This is a genomic window from Mycobacterium sp. ML4, assembly GCF_054515735.1.
In genome coordinates, this window is sequence record NZ_JBTNSY010000013.1 from 160,277 (window position 1) to 180,747 (window position 20,471).

The window sequence follows — 20,471 nt, forward strand, 5'->3', positions numbered from 1 at the left end:
GTGGCAAACTGCCCACCGGTCAACTGGTGACCTGATTGTGACCTTTACGGCTCCAATCAGTGTTTCTCGGGTCCAACGTAGTACTCGAAGACCAGCCCGGCTACCGAGGCCAGGATGAAAACGACACCCGCGACGATCAGCCAGGGCAGCCAGAGACCGATGCCGACAGCGGCCACCGATCCGGACAGGGCGATCATGATCGGCCACCAACTGTGTGGACTGAAGAACCCCAATTCGCCTGCGCCGTCACTGATCTCAGCGCCCTCGTAGTCTTCCGGGCGAGTGTCGAGGCGACGCGCCACAAACCGGAAGAAGGTCGCCACGATCAGCGCCAAGCCGCCGGTCAGCCCCAGCGCGGTGGTGCCGGCCCACTCGACGCCGCCGTTGGCGAAGACGGCGGTCAGTATCGCGTAGAGCACCGTCACCAAGATGAAGAACGCGGCGATGAATTCGAACAGCCTGGCTTCGATGTGCATGAGTCGTCCTAACCTCTGGAGCTCGGGGCCAATTCACCGCGGCGGGTGTCGAACGGATGGGTGGTGATCGCCAGGGGTGGTTGGTTGATTGCCTGCAGGGCCTCGGCGTTCGTCTTGCCGGCGATCCGCTGCTGCAGGTAGGCCACGAAGTCGTTGGGCTCCACCACCCGCACCTCGAAGTTCATCATCGCGTGGTAGGTGCCGCACAGCTCGGCGCAGTGGCCCACGAACGCGCCCGTCCTGGTGATCTCTTCGACCTGGAAGCGGTTCTCCGAGTGGTTCGCCTCGGGGTTGGGTAGTACGTCACGCTTGAACAGGAATTCCGGCACCCACCAGTCGTGGACGACGTCGGCCGAAGCCATCTGGAACTCGATGCGCCGGTGGGCCGGCAACACCAGGACCGGGATTTCGGTGCTGGTGCCCAGGGTTTCCACCTTGTCGAAGTTCAGGTAGGTGCGGTCCTCGGTGTTGAGTCCCTTGACCGGCCCGACGAGCTCTTCACCGTGACGGTCCTTGCCCTCAGGCTTGGAGGTCATCGCCTTCTTCTTCGCCTCGTCGGCACCCTCGTACTTGAACGTGCCGTCCTTGAAGGCGACGCGCTGGTAGCCGAATTTCCAGTTCCACTGGAACGAAGTGATGTCAATCACCACTTCGGGGTCCTTGGCCAGGTGCGTCATCTTCTCCTGCACCACGACCGTGAAGTAGAACAACACCGAGATGATCAGGAACGGCGTGACAGTCAGCACCAGCTCCAGCGGCATGTTGTAGCCGAACTGCCGGGGGAATTCGTCGTCGCCCTTCTTCTTCCGGTGAAAGGCGCAGGCCCAGAAGATCAGGGCCCAGACGATGACGCCGACCACCAGCGAGGCGATCACGGCGCCGATCCACAACTGCCGGTTCAGCTGACCCTCGTGGGTGATGCCCTTCGGCCAGCCGAGGGCCAGCGCATCCTGCCACGAACAGGCACTCAGGCTGACCGCCAGCACACCTAGCGTCGCGGCCAGCGCCACCGGGCGCAGCAGACGGGACAATCCCCGCGCCGTGGTGGGACGCTGCTGAGACCTGTACTGCGACAAGCTCTGCGAACTGTCGTGCCCGCGACGTGTCACGTTGACGCCTCCTGTATCGCAAGCTGTGCCGACCGGCCGTTGGCTCGCTCGGTCTAACTCGGATGTCGAATACTACGCAGCGTAGACCACGCCGCTGCGACGGGCGACTGCCTGGTCACCGCGACCCGCCGGGGGCAGCATGCACGGCGCCACCGCGCGGTCTGCGCGACTGCGGCATACTGGGGCGCCGTGTGTGGATTGTTGGCCTTTGTTGCCGCTGCAGCGGGCCCGGACGGCCCCGGCACAGGCGACGACGCCGCCGCAGCGCGTGCCGCCGAAGCTGACGGCGCGATCGCCCGTGCCGCGCACCTGATGCGCCACCGGGGGCCCGACGAGCCGGGCACCTGGACCGATCCCGACGCCGACGGTTCCGTCGTCTTCGGATTCAACCGACTCTCCATCATCGACATCGCTCACTCACACCAACCGCTGCGCTGGGGCCCCGTGGAGACACCGGACCGCTACGTGCTGGTGTTCAACGGCGAGATCTACAACTACCTCGAGCTCCGCGAGGAACTGCGTGCCGTGCACGGTGTCGTCTTCGCCACCGACGGCGACGGTGAAGCCATCGTGGCCGGATACCACCATTGGGGCACCGCCGTGCTCAAGCGGTTACGGGGCATGTTCGCGTTCGCGCTGTGGGACACCGTCACACGGGAGCTGTTCTGTGCGCGCGACCCGTTCGGCATCAAGCCGCTGTTCATGGCGACCGGCGCCGGCGGCACCGCGGTGGCGAGCGAGAAGAAATGCCTGTTGGACCTCGCCGGCCTGGTCGGCTTCGACACAGGCATCGACGAACGGGCCGTGCAGCACTACACGGTGTTGCAGTACGTGCCCGAACCCGAAACGTTGCACCGCGGCGTACGTCGGCTCGAGTCGGGCTGCTGCGCCCGCATCCGGCCGGGATCGGCCCCTGCCGTCACCCGCTACTTCGTTCCGCGGTTCGCGGCGGTGCCGATCGCACCGGGCACCGAGCAAGCGCGCTACGACGAGATCACGGCGGTGCTGGAAGATTCGGTCGCCAAACACATGCGCGCCGACGTCACCGTCGGGTCGTTCCTGTCCGGGGGCATCGACTCGACGGCGATTGCGGCGCTGGCGATCCGGCACAATCCCCGGCTGATCACGTTCACCACCGGTTTCGAGCGCGAGGGCTTCTCCGAACTCGATGTCGCCGTGGCATCCGCCGAAGCGATCGGTGCCCGGCACATCGCCAAGGTGGTCAGCGCGGAAGAGTTCGTGAGCGCGCTGCCCGAGATCGTGTGGTACCTCGACGAACCGGTCGCCGACCCGGCTCTGGTTCCGCTGTTCTTCGTCGCCCGCGAGGCCCGCAAACACGTCAAAGTGGTGCTGTCGGGTGAAGGTGCCGACGAGTTGTTCGGCGGGTACACGATCTACCGTGAGCCGCTCTCGCTCAAGGCGTTCGACTACCTGCCGCGGCCGCTGCGGCGCTCGATGGGCAAGGTATCCAGGCCGCTGCCCGAGGGTATGCGCGGCAAGAGCCTGCTCCATCGGGGTTCCCTGACACTCGAGGAGCGCTACTACGGCAACGCCCGCAGTTTCACCGACGAGCAGCTGCGCGCCGTGCTGCCCCGGTTCAGGCAGGACTGGACGCACACCGACGTGACCGCAGCCATCTACGCCGGCTCGGCCGGCTGGGATCCGGTGGCCCGCATGCAGCACATCGACCTGTTCACCTGGCTGCGCGGCGACATCCTGGTCAAGGCGGACAAGATGACGATGGCCAATTCGCTGGAACTACGGGTCCCGTTTTTGGATCCGGAGGTGTTCGCGGTCGCCTCGCGACTGCCCTACCAGGCCAAGATCACCCGCACCACCACCAAGTACGCGCTACGGCGGGCGCTGGAGCCGATCGTGCCCGCACATGTGTTGAATCGGCCCAAGCTCGGATTCCCGGTTCCGATCCGGCACTGGCTGCGTGCCGGGGAACTGCTGGAGTGGGGTTACGAGATGGTCGGGTCGTCACAGGCGGGACATCTCGTCGACCTCGACGCGGTACGGCAGATGCTCGACGAACACCGGGTTGGCGCCAGCGACCACAGCCGCCGGCTGTGGACGATGCTCATCTTCATGCTGTGGCACGCGATCTTCGTCGAGCACAGCGTTGTGCCCCAAATCAGCGAACCGGTGTACCCGGTCGAATTATGACCCGACTTAGGACAATTGAGTGTGCACGGCCCGGGGTGATCGCTGCGATGGCGTCGCGGAGGTCGTCGGGTAGTCGATCTGCAGCGGTCAGGATTTGGCGGCCGGCGGTATTTTGCACGTGCGGTAGCGGCGTGCGGTCCGCACGAATTTTCTGATGCTCAACCGGTTCGGATCTCGATGTAGTAGCTGACGGCCACGGCTGCGAACACGATTGTCAGGTGAGCGTCGATGGACTCGCGCTTATGGTGGTTGATCCCGCCTGCCTGTAGGTCGTGCTCGGACATCCGAAAGGCCTTCTCGATGCGCCAGGGCCGGTGATATGGACCGATGACGAACTCTGCAGACTGGTCGGCGAGGTTGGTGGTGTAGCCCTTCGACCCGGCCAGTGCCCGGCTCTTTGCCTGCAAGACACGGTCGAAGGTCTTGGTGGCACCCGCCGGCTTGATGAACCAGTTGCGTTTGACCGCGTCGTGCCCGTCGACGGCGCGTTGGGCCTTGGCGACCTGCTCGTCGGTCCCGCGCAGACTGCGCCGAGCCCGGTAGTGCCGGTATTGGTGGTAGGTGACCCGATCCGGGATCCCGCGTGTCGCCTGCCGTAAGGATGGGACCGTTGTGACCTGATTTTTTGCCAGGGTGATGGGACCACCTGGATTGCCAGTTATGGGACCACCCGCGCGTCGCGTCGGTGGTGTTTTCATTTGTCCGTTCGATCGCCATGACAGCGCAAGTCACGAAGGTCGGCGGCATGGCTTTTCGGGAGGTCAGTGTTGAACGAGATCAGGGAAGTGCTACGGGTGTGGCTGGGGGTGGCGGGGTTGCCGGCCCCGGGGTACCGCACGATCGCCGCGCATTGCGGCCTGGACCGCAAGACGGTGCGCCGCTACGTGGAGGCCCCGCAGGCGGCCGGTCTGCGCCGCGACGACGACCTCAGCGCGGTCGATGACGCGGTGATCGGGATGGTCGCCGAAGCGGTGCGTCCGGTCCGCCCCGATGGTCACGGCGCGGCCTGGGAGCAACTGCAGGGTTCGAAGAACAGATCACCGGGTGGGTGGGCCGCTAACAATGAGCAGCGGCCTTTGAAGGTGACCAAGGTCCACACCCTGCTGTTCCGGCAGGGGGTGTGTGGTGCCGTATTGGACGTTGCACCGATTCGCCAGTGAGCGTTGCGGTTTCGGCCGCAAGGGCATCACGGTACGGGTTGCTGATGGTGATCCCGGAGTGGAGTACCAGGTCGATTTCGGCCATCTGGGGATGCTCACCGACGCCGATGACCGGCGGCGCCGCAAGGTGCACGCGTTGATCTTCACCGCCGTCTACAGCCGGCACATACCTGCAGACCCTGGCGGCGGTGATGGCCGGATGTCAGGCGGCGTGGGAATTCTTCGGCGGGCGTATTCGCGGTGCTGATCCCGGACAACCTCAAACCGGTGATCGCTGCCGCGGATGCGGTCAACCCGCAGTTCAGCCAGGGGTGGCTCGACTACGCCGGGCATGCCGGGTTCCTCACCGACCCGGCCCGGATGACATCGAAAGACAAGCCGCGCGTGGAGCGCAGCGCGCAGTATGTACGTCGAAACTTCTGTGACGGTGAAACATTCACCAGCCCGCACCAGGCGCAGGATGCCGTGCTGCGCTGGTGTCGTGACACCGCGGGCACCCGCATCCATGGCACTACCTGCGCACGGCCGGCGCAGGTGTTCACCGCCGACGAGCAACCAAAGCTGTTGGCCTATGCCCGGTTGCTATGACGTGCCGGTGTTCAAGACGGTCAAGGTGCACCGCGATTTCCACCTGCCGAGGTCGCCAAGGCGCTGTACTCGCTGCCCTAGCAATGGACAGGTACCACGCTGGGACGGGCGGGCGCGGCGCGTCACCGATCGACCATGACTTGAACAGGCGGCGGGGCATTTCGGTGGGTCATGGGACGGGTTCCTTCATTGAAGGACCCGTCCTCCTTACACCCGGACCCAACCGCGTCTACAACGTTATGACCCGGCGACAACTAACTGGCCAGCCATTGGGTTGTCGCTGCGCTGTCGTGTACGTCTACGCATTGTGCGGATGCCGCACGCAGGATGGCGGCGCTTTTCTCGAGGGCTGTACGCTCCTCGGCGGTCATGGGCGGCTCCACGACGCCTTCGACGCCATCGGACCCGATCACTGCAGGCAGTGACAAGGCGGCGCCGAATTTCGGGTGGTAGACGCTGACCGGCAACACCACCCGCTCGTCGCGTAACACGGCCGCAGCCAACCTCGCCGACACAGCGGCGATGCCGTAGCGACTGGCCCCGGTGCCCTCGATGATGGCGATATTTGCGAAACGCACGTCGCGCTCGATTTCCTCGCAAATCTCGATCGGTGGGCGCTGCCCATCCAGCAGGTCCAGGACAGGCCGGCCGACAACGGTGGCTGTCGACCACAGCAGCACCTGTGAGGTGCCATGTTCGCCGACCACCAGCGCGTCCACATCGGCGGGTTCCACCAAGAAACGCTCGGCCAAGTGCACCCTAAACCGCAGGCTGTCCAGGAGGGTGCCGGTACCAAATACCCGGGTGTGTCCGGCCAGGCTGCAGGCGACATCAGTCAACAGGTCGGGGGGGTCGGTCACCACCATCAGCACCGCATCCGGTGCCGAGCGCACCACTTGCGGCACGACGTCCGCGTAGATGAGGGCGTTCTCGACGGCCAACCGTAACCGCCCCTGCGGGTCGGCCCGGTCGATCGCACCGCCGGCGCGCTCATTGACACCGGCCGTGATGATCACCAAGTCGGCGTCGACGAGGTCCTCATACCCGCCGGCGCGCACTTCCACGGGCGGCGCGAGCGGGGCACCATAACGCAGGTCCAAAGCCACCCCCGCTGCCCGCGCCTGGTCACAGTCGACGAGGACGAGTTCCCGGCACACCGCGCGTTCGACCAACGCCAGGGCCGTCGCAGCCCCCACCTCACCAGCTCCGACAATTCCGACTTTCACTGCGATACCTCCCGAATTCGTTTATTGCTTGATCACGTAATTTCGAAGCTAAGGAACCGCTGGTCATCAGATGGCCACCGATCGGTAAGCCAACGATTTACCTTGATGCGGATCGGGTTTCGGTGTCGATAGATTGGACTCGTCGAGCGCGGCGCCCGCGTTGCAGGCCGTTGATCCGGCCGAAGAATGAGAATTGCCGTGTTGCGTCCTGAAAGTTGGAGGTCTCGTCCAGGTAGGTGACGAAGCGTCGGGTAGCAGGCCCCGGTTTGTCGTGGAGACGCGGCGGGCTGAGCGGGGTGTGGTTGAGTCCCACGCAGTGATGTCAGTCGGGGCCGGCGATTCGCGCGACGCTCCGCGCGTTTGCACTATGGCCGCAACGTGTTTGTCGAGTTGGTCATTCGAGCCGCGAAGCAAGTCCGGGCGGCCGTGGGAACAACGCGGCATCGCCCGCCACTACTTGCACCGCTGGCCCAGCCAAACAGCGACGGCTAGTGGCGTGTTCGCGCCGGGCCCTGCCCGGCCAGCAGGGCGCAGAATCGCACTGCTACACCCAGGAGATGCGATTATGGGTCTGCTCACGCATCCTGACTAACGTCATCCGCCGTGGCGCTCGGGAGGAAAAGTGTGAAGGTCGTCGGTGCGCGCGATGCGAGGAGCAGCCGTCCACCTTCGGCCTCGGCTAGGCTGCGGGCCAGCGGTAGGCCAATGCCATGGCCGTCGGCTTTAGCCTCTTGGGCTTCGAACGGCCTAATGTCGTCGCTGATCCGCCCCTCGTCGATGACGTCGATTGCCACGCTGTTTCCCGCTCCCCGGGCGCGGACGGTGATCTGACCCGTCCCATGACGTGTGGCGTTCTCGACAAGTACGGCCAAGATCTGTCGGACCGCGGCGGCGGACGTCTGCGACGGCCCGAGCCGCGGATCGCCGGTGACCTCGAGGATCCGCCCGGCCGCGGCGGTTCGGTCGTGCCACGCGTCTCGCAGTTCTCCGAGCAGCGCCGCCGTGTCCAACGGTTCCGTTCGGTGCTCCTGGGTGCGGGCCAGCGTGACGAGGTCATCGATGGTGCGCTCCAGACGATCCGCGTCGGCGATCGCGTCGCGGATCGCCGCCCGGTAGTCCGCGTGGGGGGTGTCAAGTGCAGTTTCCAGACGTAGGCGCAGCCCCGCCAGGGGCGTACGCAGTTGATGCGAGGCATTGGCCGTAACCGCGCGTTCGCGCTCCACCAGGTTGCCGATCCGGCTTGCGGCCTGGTTGAGAGCCGTCGCCGCGGTGTCGATTTCGGGGATGCCGCTGTGGTTCGCCCGCACCGTGAAGTCGCCGTCGCCTAGCCTGGCCGCCGATGCCGCGAGCGTCTCGACCGGATTGGCGAGTCGGCGCGCCTGCCGGCGGGCGAGTTGCCATATGGCGGCAAGAATCACCGCTTCGAGGGTGATCATGCCGAGCCAGGTGACCGCGATCCTGGGATAGACGCCCCGCGGCGAGGCGGCGGCCCGCACGACATACGCAACCCCGGGCCGGTTGGCGATCGGCACGGTCACCGTCAGCTGGCCTATATCGGAGTCGCTGTGCACGGCGTTATCGGCGAGCGACCGCCTCACGAGCGCGTCGGCTCCCATCGGTCCGCGACCGCTGACAAGGCGCCCGTCCGCGCCATAGAGCCCGACATCCGTGCCGCGCGGGTGAGGCCGCAGGTGGCCCGGCGGGTGACCGTGTACGAGGTCCGTCGCGACTTCGACGGCGGCGATGTCGGCAACCCGCTCGAGGTCGGTGGCCTGGTCGATGAAGAAGTATCGCGCCGCCGCGATCGCCAGCGGGACGGCGAACAGGCTGGTGGCCAGGGCCGCCGACAGCACCGCCAAGGTAACGATGCGCTTACGCATCCGGCGACCGCCCGGGCGAGTCGAGGCGATACCCGTAGCCTCGCAGCGTCGTGATCGTCGGCGCCTCGGTTGGCGTGGCGCCGTTTCGGGAAGCAGCGTCGGCGAGTTTGCGGCGCAGTATGCCGATGTGGACGTCAAGCGTCTTGGTGGGCCCGTACCAATTCTCGTCCCAGACATCGGCCATCAGCGTCTCCCGGCGGACGGCAGTATCAGCTTCGGCGGCCAGCCGGGCGAGCAGGTCGAATTCGCGACTCCGAAGCTCGAGAGGGTACCCGTGGTAGGCGGCGGTGCGCGCGGCGGGATCGATGATCAACTCACCCACGACGTGGGCGTGCGGCGGCTTGACCTGGTTCGGCCCGCGGCGGAGGTGTGCCCGGATACGCGCCAGCATCTCAGTGTAGCGAAACGGCTTGGTCAGGTAGTCGTCGGCGCCGGCGTCGAGGCCGACGACGATGTCGATCTCGGCGTCGCGGGCGGTGAGGATGACCAGGACGGCGCTGGGCAAAGTGTCGCGCAGCTGCCGGCACACCTCCACCCCGTCCAGGTCGGGCAGGCCCAGGTCGAGGAGCACCAATTCGAAGTCCTCGACGGCGGCCTCCCGCAGCGCGCCACGCCCGCTGCGGGCCCAGCTCACCTCGTGACCGTGGGCGCGCAGCCCGTCCACGAGCAGATTGCCGATGGTCTGATCGTCCTCGACGACCAGCAGCTGAGCCATTTTCCCAGTCTATCGACGCGTGGACCCGGTCAAATGGCCCCGACGGCCGCACGAACGGGCGGTGCCAGGACCGCCGCGACGGGGGTCAGCATCAGCATTGGCACAGCGGCCGGCACGGTAGCCAGCGCGAGGCCCCCGACGGCGGCACCGCCGATGGCAGCAGTCAGCGCGGCGAGCGAGGCGCGGTCGGTGCGTGCGCGCGGCGATCCGGTGAGCGTGGCGACCACGCCGGTCAGGGTGCCGGTGAGGTAGGTAGTAGTCACGGTCACGGCGAGCCTGCGCATCGCCGCGCCCTGCAAGCCCATGGCCGCCGCTGCTGCGGCGAGCAATGCCAGTTGAGCCGCCCCCACAGGTGCGCCGCGCGTGGCTTCCCAACCCACGGCGAGAACAACCAGCACCGCGAATTCGACGGCGAGCGCCGCGGTTACCGGGCGCGGCCACACCGGATCTTCGGCCTTATGCCGACCGGTGATTCGAGTGCCGGCGGCCACGCCCAGCACGTAGCCGGCCAGACCCACCGCGGTGTGGGTCAGCACGGCGGCGTCGCAATGGGCAAGAGCGAGTCCGGTCAAGGCGAAATTGCCAGTCATGACGCTGGCGAAGACGCCGCCGAGATGGGTCAGCGTGGTCACATCCAGGGCCCCGGTGCCGAAAGTGAGCACTGCGGCCACCGTGGCCGGCCACCCAGGCCGCGGGCGGCTTACCGTCGTGGACAGCGCCGGCGCTAGCCGGCGCTGCAGCACGTCCATCACTGGCCGGAGGCCGCGACCAGGGTCAGCGCCCGTTCGCATCGTTGCGACGCCCCGCGCAAAATCGCGGCGCTGCCTTCCAGCGCGACCCGCTCGTCGGTGGTCATCGGTGGCTCGACGACCCGCTCGACGCCGTTTATTCCGACCACCGCGGGCAGGGACAGCGTGGTGCCGTAGTGGGGGTGGTAGAAACCGACCGGCAGCAGTACCTGCTCGTCGTGCAACACCGCCGCCGTCAACCGCGCGACCACCGCGGCGATGCCGTACCGGCTGGCTCCCGTGCCCTCGATGATGGCGATGTTGGCGTAACGGACGTCGTCTTCGATCTCTTTGCGAACCTGTTCCAGCCGCCGGCCGTCGCGGTCAAGCAAGTCCAGGGCCGAACGGGCGCCGACCGAGGCGGTGGACCACAACAGAACCTCGGACGTGCCGTGCTCGCCGACCACTACAGCGTCGACGTCACAGGGCCGGACGTGCAACCGCTCGGCCAGGTGGACCCGGAAACGCAGGCTGTCCAGCAGAGTGCCGGTGGAAAGCACCCGGCTGTGGCCGGCGAGTCGACGAGCGACGTCGGCCAACGGGTCCGGCGGGTCGGTGACCACCATCAACACCGCCGCGGGCGCGACGTCCACGATCCTTGGCACGATGTCGGCGTAGATAAGGGCGTTCTCCGCAGCCAGGCGCAGCCGCCCCTGGGGGTCGGCGCGGTCGATGGCGCCGCCGGCGCGCTCGTTGATACCGGCGGTGATGATCACCAGTGCTGCCCCGGCGAGGTCGTCGAAACCACCGGCCCGCACTTCTGAGTCGGGCGTGAGGGGCGCTCCGTACCGCAGATCCAATGCCACCCCCGCAGCCCGCGCCTCGTTGCGATCGACGAGCACGATCTCGCGACACAGTCCGTGCTCGACCAACGCCAGCCCGGTAGCCGCTCCTACCTCGCCTGCTCCTACGATGCCGACTTTCACTTTGATACCTCCCGAATTGAACCGAATTCCTCTGACGAAACCGACGCTAGGCAGCGGTCGGTTAGTGGTTATTGATGATTTGGTAAGTCGGCGCTTTACCTTCGCGCACCGGGATTCTGCGCCGCCCGCGGCCAGATAACGGTTCGGCCGGTTCGCCGGGGCGCATGAGCACGTCCACATCGGTGTCGACCAGACTGGCCGGCTCCTTGAGGTCTTCGTTCTCGACGACGCTGGACAAGCCCGCATCGGGATCGCCACCGGCATCAGCGTGCAATCGGGGCGTGCAGGTCGAATTCGCGGGCTGCAACCGAAGGGAATGCTGACTCACAGCCCCAGTGCGGATGACGCTAGGCAGGTTTGCCGTGCTTCGGCTTGCGAGGAAGGTAAATCAGTCGCTTACCTGATGCGGGGCGGCCGTTAACTCTCGGGTCCCTAGCCTTCGAGGGGTGTCGATTGCCGCGAGGAGGCAGCCGTGCCAGCCCGATCAGATTCCCGCGTCCGTTGGATCCTCAACAAGGTCCCCGAGGTCACCCTCTACTTCTGGATCATCAAGATTCTGGCCACCACTGTCGGTGAGACGGCTGCCGATTACCTCAACGTCAAACTGAACCTGGGATTGACCGGAACGACAGTCGTGATGGGCATCCTGCTGGTCATCGCCCTCGTCTTCCAGTTCCGCTCCACCAAGTACGTGCCGGGCCTGTACTGGCTGGCAGTCGTGCTGATCAGTGTGGTTGGCACGTTGATCACCGACAATCTGGTCGACAACTTCGGGGTTCCGCTGCAGACGACCACCATCGTGTTCAGCATCGCGCTGCTAGCGACCTTCGCCGGCTGGTATGCAAGCGAGAAAACCCTTTCCATCCACACCATCTACACCAGCAGGCGGGAAATCTTCTATTGGTTGACGATCCTGTTCACCTTCGCCCTGGGCACCGCGGCCGGTGACCTGGTCGCTGAACGCCTCCGGTTGGGCTACCCGATCTCTGCTCTGGTGTTCGGCGCACTGATCGCCCTCGTCGCAACGGCCCACCTGGTTTTCCGGCTCAACGCCCTCCCCGCATTCTGGGCCGCCTACATCCTGACCCGTCCGCTCGGCGCCTCCCTGGGCGACCTCCTGTCCCAACACCGCAGCAACGGCGGCCTCGGCGTCGGCACGACCTGGACCAGTGCGGTGTTTTTGCTCACGATTATCGGGTTGGTCACCTATCTGGCTGTGAGCCGAAAAGATGTGACGACCGCCCCGGCCAGGCGTCCCGCCGACGACAATGCGCGCATTCCCGACGCGCAGGCACGACCCGGGAGCATTTCACGACCCGGGAGCATTTAGAGTGCCGACTGGCCCGGGGCCTGCCCGGGATCAGGTACCCGCACAATGGACGACCGACCCCGGTGCTCGCTTCATTAGTGGCAACAAATCAGGGATCGACCCGTATGCGCTTAGGTCGGCTCATCACCATCCCCCACGGCAACGGCTCGCTCGTCCAAGCAAGTCCACACCTACCCGGAACCGCCGAAATCGGCGGACGTGGGGTTACCACAGGTGCCACTCCCCCGCCGCATAACTCGAGGGCCTGATCTTCGGAGGTACTTGGCGCAGGATCTTGGCTTAGGCGATAACGGCGTTGGCGTGGACATCGGTCGCCAATCTCGATTCTCATCACAGGTGAGCCAGTAGTCGTTCGGCGAATGCCTCGGGATGCTCTCGATGCATGAAGTGCCCGCCTGGGACCTCCTCAACGGTGTAATCGCTGTCGAACATGTGGGCGGCAACCCAGTAATCCGTGGGATCGAAGACGGCGTCATCGATGCCCGCGAAAACGACTGTTGGCACGGTGATCCGCGCCTTCAGCGCCGCGGTGGGTATGGGCGAAAACGCTCTGTAATAGCCGAGCGCCGCGTTCAGGCTCGCCGGGTATGACAAGCTGGTCCGCACATCGGCCAACTCCGTCGGGTCAGGGTTCCATCCCGGCGCCCATCGCCGATAGAGAGCGGTGAGCGCCGCGAAGTCATTGCGCGCAAAGCGGTTCGGCGCCCCGGGCAACTTATAGGTGGCGAAATGACGTAAGGCCCACAGCTTCTTCAGCGACGGTTTCAGCGCCGCTGGATGGGGACTGCCGATCACAAACAGCTTCTTCACATGGTCGGGGCCGAGCGCCGCTGCGCCGTAGGCGGCCGAGGCACCCCAGTCGTGCCCGATGATGATGGCCTCACGGGCGCCGAGCGCGTCAATCAACGCCAGCGCATCGCGCGCCAAAGTCTCCTGATCGGTGTCGCGATTCGGGATCGCACTCGGGTGATATCCCCGCATGAACGGGCTGACCACGAAATATCCCGTGGCGGCGACTCGCGGACGCAGATCATCCCAGGTGTGCGCCGTGTCCGGAAATCCGTGCAGCATGAGCACCAGGGGCCCAGTGCCCTCCTGAAGATAGGCAAAGTTGAGGCCGTTCGCGTCGATGAAGTGGATCTCGTCAGCCACGGCCCAAGGACCTTACGCCATCCTTGCAGCGCTAGGAGATGTCGAGTCACTCGAACCGTCCGGCAACGATCGTTCGCGCGACGGTCCGCCGGTCTCAACGCTTGCCCAGGACACCTCCGCACTGCTTGCCGTGTGTCAGCAGCAACGTCACGCTGTCGGTGGCTGGCGATACCGTCCGGCCCTGCGGATCGGCTACCGACGGGTTTCCACGCGCGACCAACGCGCCGGCGTCCAACTCCATGCGCTTACCGCGGCGGCTGTCATCAGATCTTTTCTTCGAAAGGCTTGCGGCACGCTGGCCCGCCCACCGGAGTTGGACAAGGCGCTGCTGTCGGCAACCGGTCGGCGATCAGCTCGTGGTGACCGAGCTCGCCCGACTGGGCCGGCCGCCGCAACACCTTCCGAGCTCTCCAAGCGCCTACAGGCCGCCAGCGTGGAGTAGGTGCTACTCGACCAGGGCATCGCGACCTCGACGGCTGTCGGCCGGATGTTCCTCCAAATCCTCGGCGTTCGCCGATTTCGCGCAAGCCTTGATGTCTGAGCGCACGATGGACGCCCTCGCGGCCGCGTATGCCAGCGGCCGCGCCGGCGGACAAAACCGAAACTCTGGGGCCGCGACGCGTAGCACCGGCTCAGGCGATTACGCACTCGGGAAGGAAGGAAGGAAGCGCCGCTACACCCTGAGCAGATCACGCCCGAGTTCAGCGTCACGCGGCTTACATCTACCGGCACCTCGGCGAAGCCCCCAACAACAGCGCGTCCGCATCATGTTTGGGGCGGGGTCGGCGAAGCGATCCGCCTTGACGACGCCGATCTCGACCTGAGCGAGGGCCTTACTGACCGTCCGCGGTACCAAGTTCGGTACATTCCGCCGGATTCCATTGCACAACAACAGGATTTCAGCTTTGCCCCAGTACATTACCGAGAGGGACTGCGTTCCCGCCTGGCAGCTGCTCGGCGTACCTCGGTCACAGCCATACAAGTTCGACGTTTGGTGTCTGCAGGCTGCTCGCGCTGACCGCGACCTGCTTGGACCATCCCAGGCAGGTACTGCGATGACTACCTTGGCTCCCACCTTCGAAGCGTTCTTCCGGCTTGGCTTCGACGATTTCGACGCCGACTTCATGAATCACCTCAAGCAGCAGCGGCACAACAGCGTTCGAACCCGCAACGTCCACCTGGCCGCGATCCTGTCGACGTTACGGTGCGCCGCGCTGAGCCATTCCGAACAGCCGGCCAGGTCCAGCGGGTACTCGCCTCCCGACCAAACGTCACCAGCACCGGATCGTCAATTACCCCTGACCAACGACGAAATCGACGCCCTGCTGGATGCTCCCGACCGATCCAGCGGGCACGGTCGCCGCGCCAAGGCCCTGCTCCTACTCGCCGTCCAAACCAGCTTGCGCGTAAGCGAATTCAACGCGCTCACCCTCGGCGACCTCGTGCCCGGCCGCGGCGTCCGCGTCCGGCTGCACGGCCAGGCCGCAAGGACCGCGTGACGCCACTGACCCGACAGACTCTCCCGGTCCTGCCTGCCTGGCTGCGCCAACACCACGGCGATCCGGTGCTGCGTGGCGTCCGTCAAGACGGGACAACCGACCCGGCGTCGACGCCGTCGAAAGGCGAGCTGCCAAACGCGCCGTGACCGTCAAGCAACACTGTAAATCGTTGCGCAACAGAAACATCACACCCGGCGCCCTGCGCCATTCAGCGGCCATGCAGATTCTCTACACCGGTGTCGACACTTCGGGCATCGCGCTGTGGCTTGGACATGAATCACCCCTAGTCGACCCAGCATTACCTGCATGCCGACCTCGAGCTCAAGTACGCGCCCTCGACCGGAGAGCACCGCCGAACAGCAAACCCGTCCGCTGCCGGCCTGCTGACGCGCTGCGAACATCTCTGATGATGGGTGGTTGGGTCACCCAGGATCTCGGTCATTGAATCTGACGGTCGGCCACTTTTCGAAGCGGCCGCAGCTTGGGATTCGTTCCTGGCTGCCGTGGTGCAAGACCGCCCCGGATTCCAGGAACGTGCCTAGGTGCCATCTGACCCCGCCGCATTCTCGGGAGCTGGATGCGGCCCGGTGAGCGGCCGTAGTTGCCACCGGAGGACTCACGGTCGGTCAGCGCGATACGCGGATCGTAGCGGGTGCTGCCGGAAGTCAGTTCCCACCACGGTCTGTGGTGAGACCTGGCATCCTCGCGGTGTGGGAACCACAGATCGGACTGCAGCACCCGACGCGCGTCTCGCGGGTACTGTTCGTGAATCTTTCCGCGGCCTGGTCGAATAGTTCGACAGACATTACGTTTCGGCCACGGGTGGGTCTGGGCTCGCGAGACCAACCGTCCCGCACATCATCGCATTGGTGTCCGCAATCGCTGGTACGATGAGTGGGCTGTGAATCTGCGGGGTCCGGGACGATCTGCGCGACGGCGGTCAGTCATCGCGCTTGTTTCTGGGCTGTGCGTCTTGGTAGCTCTCGTGGGTTTTTGGACGCTACGGGCCGGACTCGCCGCGGCTGGCCAAGCCCAGATCGCACAGGGCGCCGTCCGCATCGCCCAGGCGAATAGTCAGGACTGCTCGAAACTAGCCATCGATGTTGAGCAGAGCTGTTCAGCCACAAATAAGAAACCTCTTGCAAGCGCCGGCATAAAGCGCGATCGACCGCCGACCCGGTACTCGTTACCACCACAGTGGTCACTGCCAACGCTCGCCTCCCTGACTTCTGTCACATATCGCACGGGTGTGCCGAATTCCCATGCACCGGCGAATTCTCATGACGGCCAAGACCTATTGACTAAGCTTTGCGTCGCGCGTCGCTGATCGGCTAGCGCCTTGCGTCTCTAGCTACATCATCACGGCCGACGAGCATTGCTCCGAATTCATCGTCGGCGTCTCGCGGCGCGATGCAAATCGTCGGGCCTCACCATTCGCCTGCAATCTTCGCTACAACTCTTGAGGGAAACAAGTTACGGCCGGAAGCTTCGATGACGGGCGCCGTCCGCCTCCTTAGCACACATTCACCTTTGAGGAAGTATCCCATGTTCTATTGCCCAATAACGAAATTCAAATATGAAGACCGCCCACCAGTAATCGGAAAGATGTAGCAATGGATTTTGGAGCATTACCGCCGGAGATCAATTCCGGCCGGATGTATTCGGGTGTCGGCGCGGGATCGATGCTGGCCGCTGCGGCGGCCTGGAATGAGCTGGCCAGCGAGTTGTTTCTGGCCGCAAGTGGCTTCGGTTCGTTGATATCTGGCTTGGCCGGCAAGTGGGACGGACCGGTAGCGCTGAGGATGGTCCATGCTGCGGGACCCTACGTCGAGTGGCTGAGCGCGACCGCCGTCCAAGCTGAGCAGGCCGCCGTTCAGGCTCACGCCGCGGCTGCCGCTTATGATGCGGCGTTCGCAGCGATGGTGCCGCCACCGGCAATCGTCGCCAACCGTGCGCTGCTGATGTCGCTCACCGCAACGAATTTGCTTGGTCAGAACAGCCCAGCCATTGCCACCGTCGAGGGCAACTACGAGGAGATGTGGGCCCAGGATGCCACCGCGATGTATGGCTATGCCTGCGCTTCAGCCAGCGCATCGAAGCTTGCGCCGTTCACCTCGCCGCCGGTCATCACGGACCCAGCGGCTTTGGCCCGACAGGTTGCCGCCGTCGACCGAGCGACCGGCAGTTCGGTAGGGATACAGGCTCAGGAAATCATCTCGGCGGGTTCCCAACTGATCCCGGCCCTGCCTCGCGCACTCGAGGGATTCTCCGGGTCCGCAACGGTTACCGCCTTCAACACCGCACTCACCTCGGTGTCAACGTCGCTGTCGAAACTGAGCTCCCTTACGGTGCCGATGAACTTCGCGATGTACCCGCTCAATTTCCTCGACAAGGGGCTAGGGCTGATGGCCAAGGCCACTGCCGCACCGGTTGCGGCGGCGATGAAAGCGGTCGAGTCTGGGGCTCACTCCTTGGGTTCAGCTGTGTTGGGAATCAGTGCTGGTGGTAGCGGTTCGGCGGTGTCAGCGGCGGTAGGCCGCGGGATGCCGGTCGGCGCATTGTCGGTGCCTACGACGTGGATTGCAACGCAGGCAGGCTCCGTCTCCGCAGTCTTACCGAACTCTCCCTGGAGCGTTGGGATCGGATCAGCCGATCTTGGGAACCCAAGCGTGCCCCTGCTGCCTTTAGCGAGCACGTCTGGGCGCGGCGTCAACGGGCCGTCGGCCTCGCGTTTCGAGCTCCGCTCCACCGTCATACCCCGCTCGCCCGCAGGTGGATGATTCACATCCACGAGCGGGTAGCCGGGGCCATCAACTGCCGGCCACCGGGCCCTTCTCGTCAGGTCAGTTACCGTGGACAGCCCTGACGCCGAGCCAGCGACTGCGGGTAAAACGGCCACCTGTGCGAAGGTCGCGATCCATCACTACCATAAAATTGGGCCGCGTCGACACCGCGCGCGAACTCACGCCGCCGCATTGAGGCCGCAAGACATCAGTTGCCGCGTTCCCCGATCAACGGAGTACTGAAGACCGCAAGGACAGCGATGCCTCCCGCACACAGAGTGATCGACCTTATCGCCCTCTTCTCACATTGGCTGCACGCGAAGTTCATTTGGCTCTTACTCGGCACGTACGCGGTGGCCGCCGTCGCGCCGGGGTTCGGTTTGTGGATCAAAAATTTTCGTTTCAACGATTTCATACTTTTCGGCGCCAAGATCCATGTGCCGCTGCCGCTTCACGTTTCGCTGCCGATGCTGATGTTGGCGCTGTTGCTCCTTAACGCCGGTCTTGGCGTACAGACCACTGAACTGCGCCATCTGATGCGCCGCCCGTGGCCTCTGGTCACCGGCTTGGGTACCAATCTGCTCATCCCGCTGATTTACATCGTGGTGATATCGCTGGTATTTCGTCTGTGGCACGACCCCGACGAAACGCAAAATATCCTGGTGGGCCTGGCGCTGCTGGCGTCGATGCCGATTGCCGGTTCCTCGACCGCTTGGTCGCAAAACGCCGACGGCGATCTAACGCTCAGCCTGGGGTTAGTGCTGTTCTCGACGGTGCTCAGCCCGCTAACAACACCGACCTTTTTGCACTCGGTTGGGCTGATGACAACCGGAGATTACTCAGAGGATCTACACGAACTCGCCAACTCAGGTTCCACTGGTGTCTTTCTCACCATATGCGTTATTGTTCCGTCGTTCTTGGGCATCGGGCTTCGCGGAGTCCTTGGAGCCCCGCGAGCCGAACGCGCCAAGCCGACGCTGAAACTGATCAACTCGTTGAATCTGCTGCTGCTGAATTACTCGAATGCTTCGGTGTCGTTGCCCGAGTCGGTCGCCAACCCAGATCCAGACTTTGTGAGCGCGATCGTCATTACCGTGTGCGTACTTTGTGCGTTAACCTTCTACGCCGGGTGGTTGGTGTCGGGGATATTGCGTCTGAGTCCAACCGACCGTGTGAGCATGGTGTTCGGCCTTGGAATGAACAATAATGGCACCGGGCTGGTATTGGCGTCACTGGCGCTAGCCGATCACCCGCGCGTAATGCTGCCCATCATCTTCTACACACTCGTCCAAAACGTCTTTGCCGGTTGCGTAGATCGCCTAATCTTTCGCCGCGTCAAGCCCGCGGAAGCTGCCGGTCAGCAGCCACCCCATAACACGACATCTGCGATGTAGGCAGTCCTCGTCAAGCGCGCCCATGAGGTGGTGGACTTCGGATTCAGCGTGGGTCCGCGCGTTGCGGTCAACGAGTCATGTTGAACTCAAGGGACCCTTGGTCCCTGACCCTCTGAGAGGTGTCTTGAGTTTTCAGTCTGCCTTCGCAGCAGGCGAGCCTGGTCGATACGGTTCGCAACGTGAATATCGATGAAATGCAGCGCGTTTCGTATCGGTAACGGTCGCGGTGGTTGGTCGGCGGCCAGCAGTGATCGTAGCAACCGGTCGTGGGTGTAGGAGACCGCGAAACGCAGCCCCTCGCTGGTGAGCCGATAGAGGTTGCGGCCTGGGATGCGGGTGATCAGGCCATTGATCGGGTCTGCTGCACGAAAAGGTGTCATCTTGAGTTCGCTTGCCCCGCGGGGCGGGCTGGACGGTTGTCATTGTGCCCAGGCCTTTCCCCGCGAGTTCCGTGACGACGTCGTCCGTGTTGCTCGCAGCCGTGATGGCGGTGTGACGATCGAGCAGATCGCCGCCGATCTCGGTGTCCATCCTGACCCTGTCGAATTGGATGCGTCAGGCCGACATCGACGATGGCGCCGAGCCCGGCGGGAGTACCGGCGAGTCAGCGGAATTGGCCGAGCTGCGACGCCGAAATCCCGTGCTGGAGCAGGCGACGAGGTGCTGCGCTGGGCCGCGGCTTACCTGTCGCAAGCCATCTGCCGAGAAAGCCTCTACCCGCTCGTAAGCGAGCTCGTTTCCGACGGGATCCTCGGAGTAGAGGACCTCGCTCCTGGTGCTGGCGATGCGTTCCACGTTCATGGTCTGTCCGCTTACCTGCCACCCGATCAGCACGATCACGTGCAGCGTGGTCAACATGGCCGCACCGCTGCGTAGCCCAGCCGAAATCTGTCCGGTTCATCAGATCTGCATTTGCCGCGCCCACGACGTCGGTGATGAGGATCACCAACCAGAATACGAACGGATGGAATCGGTCGGCCGTCAACTGGATCGCCAACGTGGCTGCGAATATCGCCAAGAAAATGATTGTTGCGGTGCTTTAGCCGAGGTTCAGCGGGGCTATTGATACCAGGCTGGATGCCGACTCGCCCCAGGTGTAGGCAATTTGCTCGCCCGGGCTTCCCTCCGCGAAGCCTTATGTACTCATCACTCGTGTACCGGTTCGTCTCGAACCTTCCAAGACAGCCGGTGCAAATGAGCGGTACCTGAAGTGGGTGCTGATGACAACCGCGAGTCTAGCTAAGGCTATGGTCATGCGCATCGCGCTGAGAGCGTC

20 protein-coding genes and 1 pseudogene are annotated in these 20,471 nt (G+C 64.5%); 9 read left to right on the forward strand and 12 right to left on the reverse strand.

Annotated features, from left to right (window positions below):
- Positions 1–56 precede the first annotated feature (56 nt).
- The gene (locus ACX9NE_RS16680; protein ID WP_459362379.1) at positions 57–476 is read right to left on the reverse strand and encodes a cytochrome c oxidase subunit 4; all 420 of its coding nucleotides are present in this window, start codon (positions 474–476) and stop codon (positions 57–59) included.
- A gap of 8 nt (positions 477–484) precedes the next feature.
- Positions 485–1,552, reverse strand: coding sequence for an aa3-type cytochrome oxidase subunit II (gene ctaC, locus ACX9NE_RS16685; protein WP_459362489.1), 1,068 nt, complete (start codon positions 1,550–1,552; stop codon positions 485–487).
- Positions 1,553–1,774: 222 nt separating this feature from the next.
- On the opposite strand from ctaC, the gene asnB reads away from it, so the two are divergent.
- The gene (gene asnB / locus ACX9NE_RS16690) at positions 1,775–3,754 is read left to right on the forward strand and encodes an asparagine synthase (glutamine-hydrolyzing) (RefSeq protein WP_459362378.1); all 1,980 of its coding nucleotides are present in this window, start codon (positions 1,775–1,777) and stop codon (positions 3,752–3,754) included.
- Here asnB and ACX9NE_RS16695 read toward each other — a convergent pair.
- Positions 3,723–4,347: pseudogene (locus ACX9NE_RS16695) on the reverse strand (transposase); the annotation flags it as partial. The gene asnB and the pseudogene ACX9NE_RS16695 overlap by 32 nt on opposite strands.
- Before the next feature lie 174 nt (positions 4,348–4,521).
- Here ACX9NE_RS16695 and ACX9NE_RS16700 point away from each other — a divergent pair.
- The 3 genes from ACX9NE_RS16700 to ACX9NE_RS16710 are packed head-to-tail and all read left to right on the forward strand — an operon-like array spanning position 4,522 to position 5,502.
- Positions 4,522–4,914 (forward strand): hypothetical protein, encoded by a 393-nt coding sequence (locus ACX9NE_RS16700; RefSeq protein ID WP_459362377.1) that lies wholly within the window; start codon positions 4,522–4,524, stop codon positions 4,912–4,914.
- The gene (locus ACX9NE_RS16705; RefSeq protein ID WP_459362376.1) at positions 4,880–5,161 is read left to right on the forward strand and encodes a hypothetical protein; all 282 of its coding nucleotides are present in this window, start codon (positions 4,880–4,882) and stop codon (positions 5,159–5,161) included. The genes ACX9NE_RS16700 and ACX9NE_RS16705 overlap by 35 nt, the downstream gene beginning before the upstream one ends.
- Entirely contained in the window at positions 5,155–5,502 is a 348-nt protein-coding gene (locus ACX9NE_RS16710; RefSeq protein ID WP_459362375.1) for a hypothetical protein, read from the forward strand. Before ACX9NE_RS16705 ends, ACX9NE_RS16710 begins: the two co-directional genes overlap by 7 nt.
- A 254-nt stretch (positions 5,503–5,756) precedes the next feature.
- Here ACX9NE_RS16710 and ACX9NE_RS16715 read toward each other — a convergent pair whose 3' ends face one another.
- The 6 genes from ACX9NE_RS16715 to ACX9NE_RS16740 all read right to left on the reverse strand — a co-directional run bounded on the left by ACX9NE_RS16715 (position 5,757) and on the right by ACX9NE_RS16740 (position 11,365).
- On the reverse strand, positions 5,757–6,728 hold the full coding sequence (locus ACX9NE_RS16715; protein ID WP_459362374.1) for a lactate/malate family dehydrogenase: 972 nt from the start codon (positions 6,726–6,728) through the stop codon (positions 5,757–5,759).
- A 575-nt stretch (positions 6,729–7,303) separates the two neighbouring features.
- Positions 7,304–8,581: a sensor histidine kinase gene (locus ACX9NE_RS16720; RefSeq protein ID WP_459362488.1), complete on the reverse strand. Its 1,278-nt coding sequence runs from the start codon at positions 8,579–8,581 to the stop codon at positions 7,304–7,306.
- Between the two features lie 19 nt (positions 8,582–8,600).
- Positions 8,601–9,323 carry a response regulator transcription factor gene (locus tag ACX9NE_RS16725; RefSeq protein WP_459362373.1) on the reverse strand — a complete coding sequence of 241 codons (723 nt, stop codon included), beginning with the start codon at positions 9,321–9,323 and terminating at the stop codon, positions 8,601–8,603.
- A gap of 29 nt (positions 9,324–9,352) precedes the next feature.
- A complete protein-coding gene (locus tag ACX9NE_RS16730; protein WP_459362372.1) occupies positions 9,353–9,994 on the reverse strand; it encodes a YoaK family protein in 642 nt (213 codons plus the stop codon).
- Between the two features lie 77 nt (positions 9,995–10,071).
- Positions 10,072–11,037 (reverse strand): lactate/malate family dehydrogenase, encoded by a 966-nt coding sequence (locus ACX9NE_RS16735; RefSeq protein WP_459362371.1) that lies wholly within the window; start codon positions 11,035–11,037, stop codon positions 10,072–10,074.
- Between the two features lie 61 nt (positions 11,038–11,098).
- On the reverse strand, positions 11,099–11,365 hold the full coding sequence (locus ACX9NE_RS16740) for a hypothetical protein (RefSeq protein WP_459362370.1): 267 nt from the start codon (positions 11,363–11,365) through the stop codon (positions 11,099–11,101).
- 144 nt (positions 11,366–11,509) lie between these two features.
- Between ACX9NE_RS16740 and ACX9NE_RS16745 the strand changes: the two genes are divergently transcribed.
- Positions 11,510–12,367 carry a COG4705 family protein gene (locus ACX9NE_RS16745; RefSeq protein WP_459362369.1) on the forward strand — a complete coding sequence of 286 codons (858 nt, stop codon included), beginning with the start codon at positions 11,510–11,512 and terminating at the stop codon, positions 12,365–12,367.
- Between the two features lie 330 nt (positions 12,368–12,697).
- On the opposite strand, the gene ACX9NE_RS16750 is transcribed toward ACX9NE_RS16745, so the two are convergent.
- Together ACX9NE_RS16750 and ACX9NE_RS16755 are read right to left on the reverse strand one after the other, a co-directional pair.
- On the reverse strand, positions 12,698–13,519 hold the full coding sequence (locus ACX9NE_RS16750) for an alpha/beta fold hydrolase (protein ID WP_459362368.1): 822 nt from the start codon (positions 13,517–13,519) through the stop codon (positions 12,698–12,700).
- Between the two features lie 94 nt (positions 13,520–13,613).
- Positions 13,614–13,760, reverse strand: coding sequence for a hypothetical protein (locus ACX9NE_RS16755; protein ID WP_459362367.1), 147 nt, complete (start codon positions 13,758–13,760; stop codon positions 13,614–13,616).
- An 814-nt stretch (positions 13,761–14,574) separates the two neighbouring features.
- Between ACX9NE_RS16755 and ACX9NE_RS16760 the strand changes: the two genes are divergently transcribed.
- From ACX9NE_RS16760 to ACX9NE_RS16770, 3 genes are all read left to right on the forward strand, one after another.
- Positions 14,575–15,018: a hypothetical protein gene (locus tag ACX9NE_RS16760; RefSeq protein ID WP_459362366.1), complete on the forward strand. Its 444-nt coding sequence runs from the start codon at positions 14,575–14,577 to the stop codon at positions 15,016–15,018.
- Between the two features lie 1,613 nt (positions 15,019–16,631).
- Complete coding sequence (locus tag ACX9NE_RS16765) at positions 16,632–17,798, forward strand: PPE family protein (protein WP_459362365.1); 1,167 nt, start codon at positions 16,632–16,634, stop codon at positions 17,796–17,798.
- A 281-nt stretch (positions 17,799–18,079) separates the two neighbouring features.
- Positions 18,080–19,195: a bile acid:sodium symporter family protein gene (locus ACX9NE_RS16770; RefSeq protein WP_459362364.1), complete on the forward strand. Its 1,116-nt coding sequence runs from the start codon at positions 18,080–18,082 to the stop codon at positions 19,193–19,195.
- A gap of 555 nt (positions 19,196–19,750) precedes the next feature.
- On the opposite strand, the gene ACX9NE_RS16775 is transcribed toward ACX9NE_RS16770, so the two are convergent.
- Positions 19,751–20,053, reverse strand: coding sequence for a hypothetical protein (locus ACX9NE_RS16775; protein ID WP_459362363.1), 303 nt, complete (start codon positions 20,051–20,053; stop codon positions 19,751–19,753).
- Here ACX9NE_RS16775 and ACX9NE_RS16780 point away from each other — a divergent pair.
- Positions 20,052–20,261, forward strand: coding sequence for a hypothetical protein (locus ACX9NE_RS16780; RefSeq protein ID WP_459362362.1), 210 nt, complete (start codon positions 20,052–20,054; stop codon positions 20,259–20,261). The genes ACX9NE_RS16775 and ACX9NE_RS16780 overlap by 2 nt on opposite strands.
- The last annotated feature ends 210 nt before the right edge of the window (positions 20,262–20,471 follow it).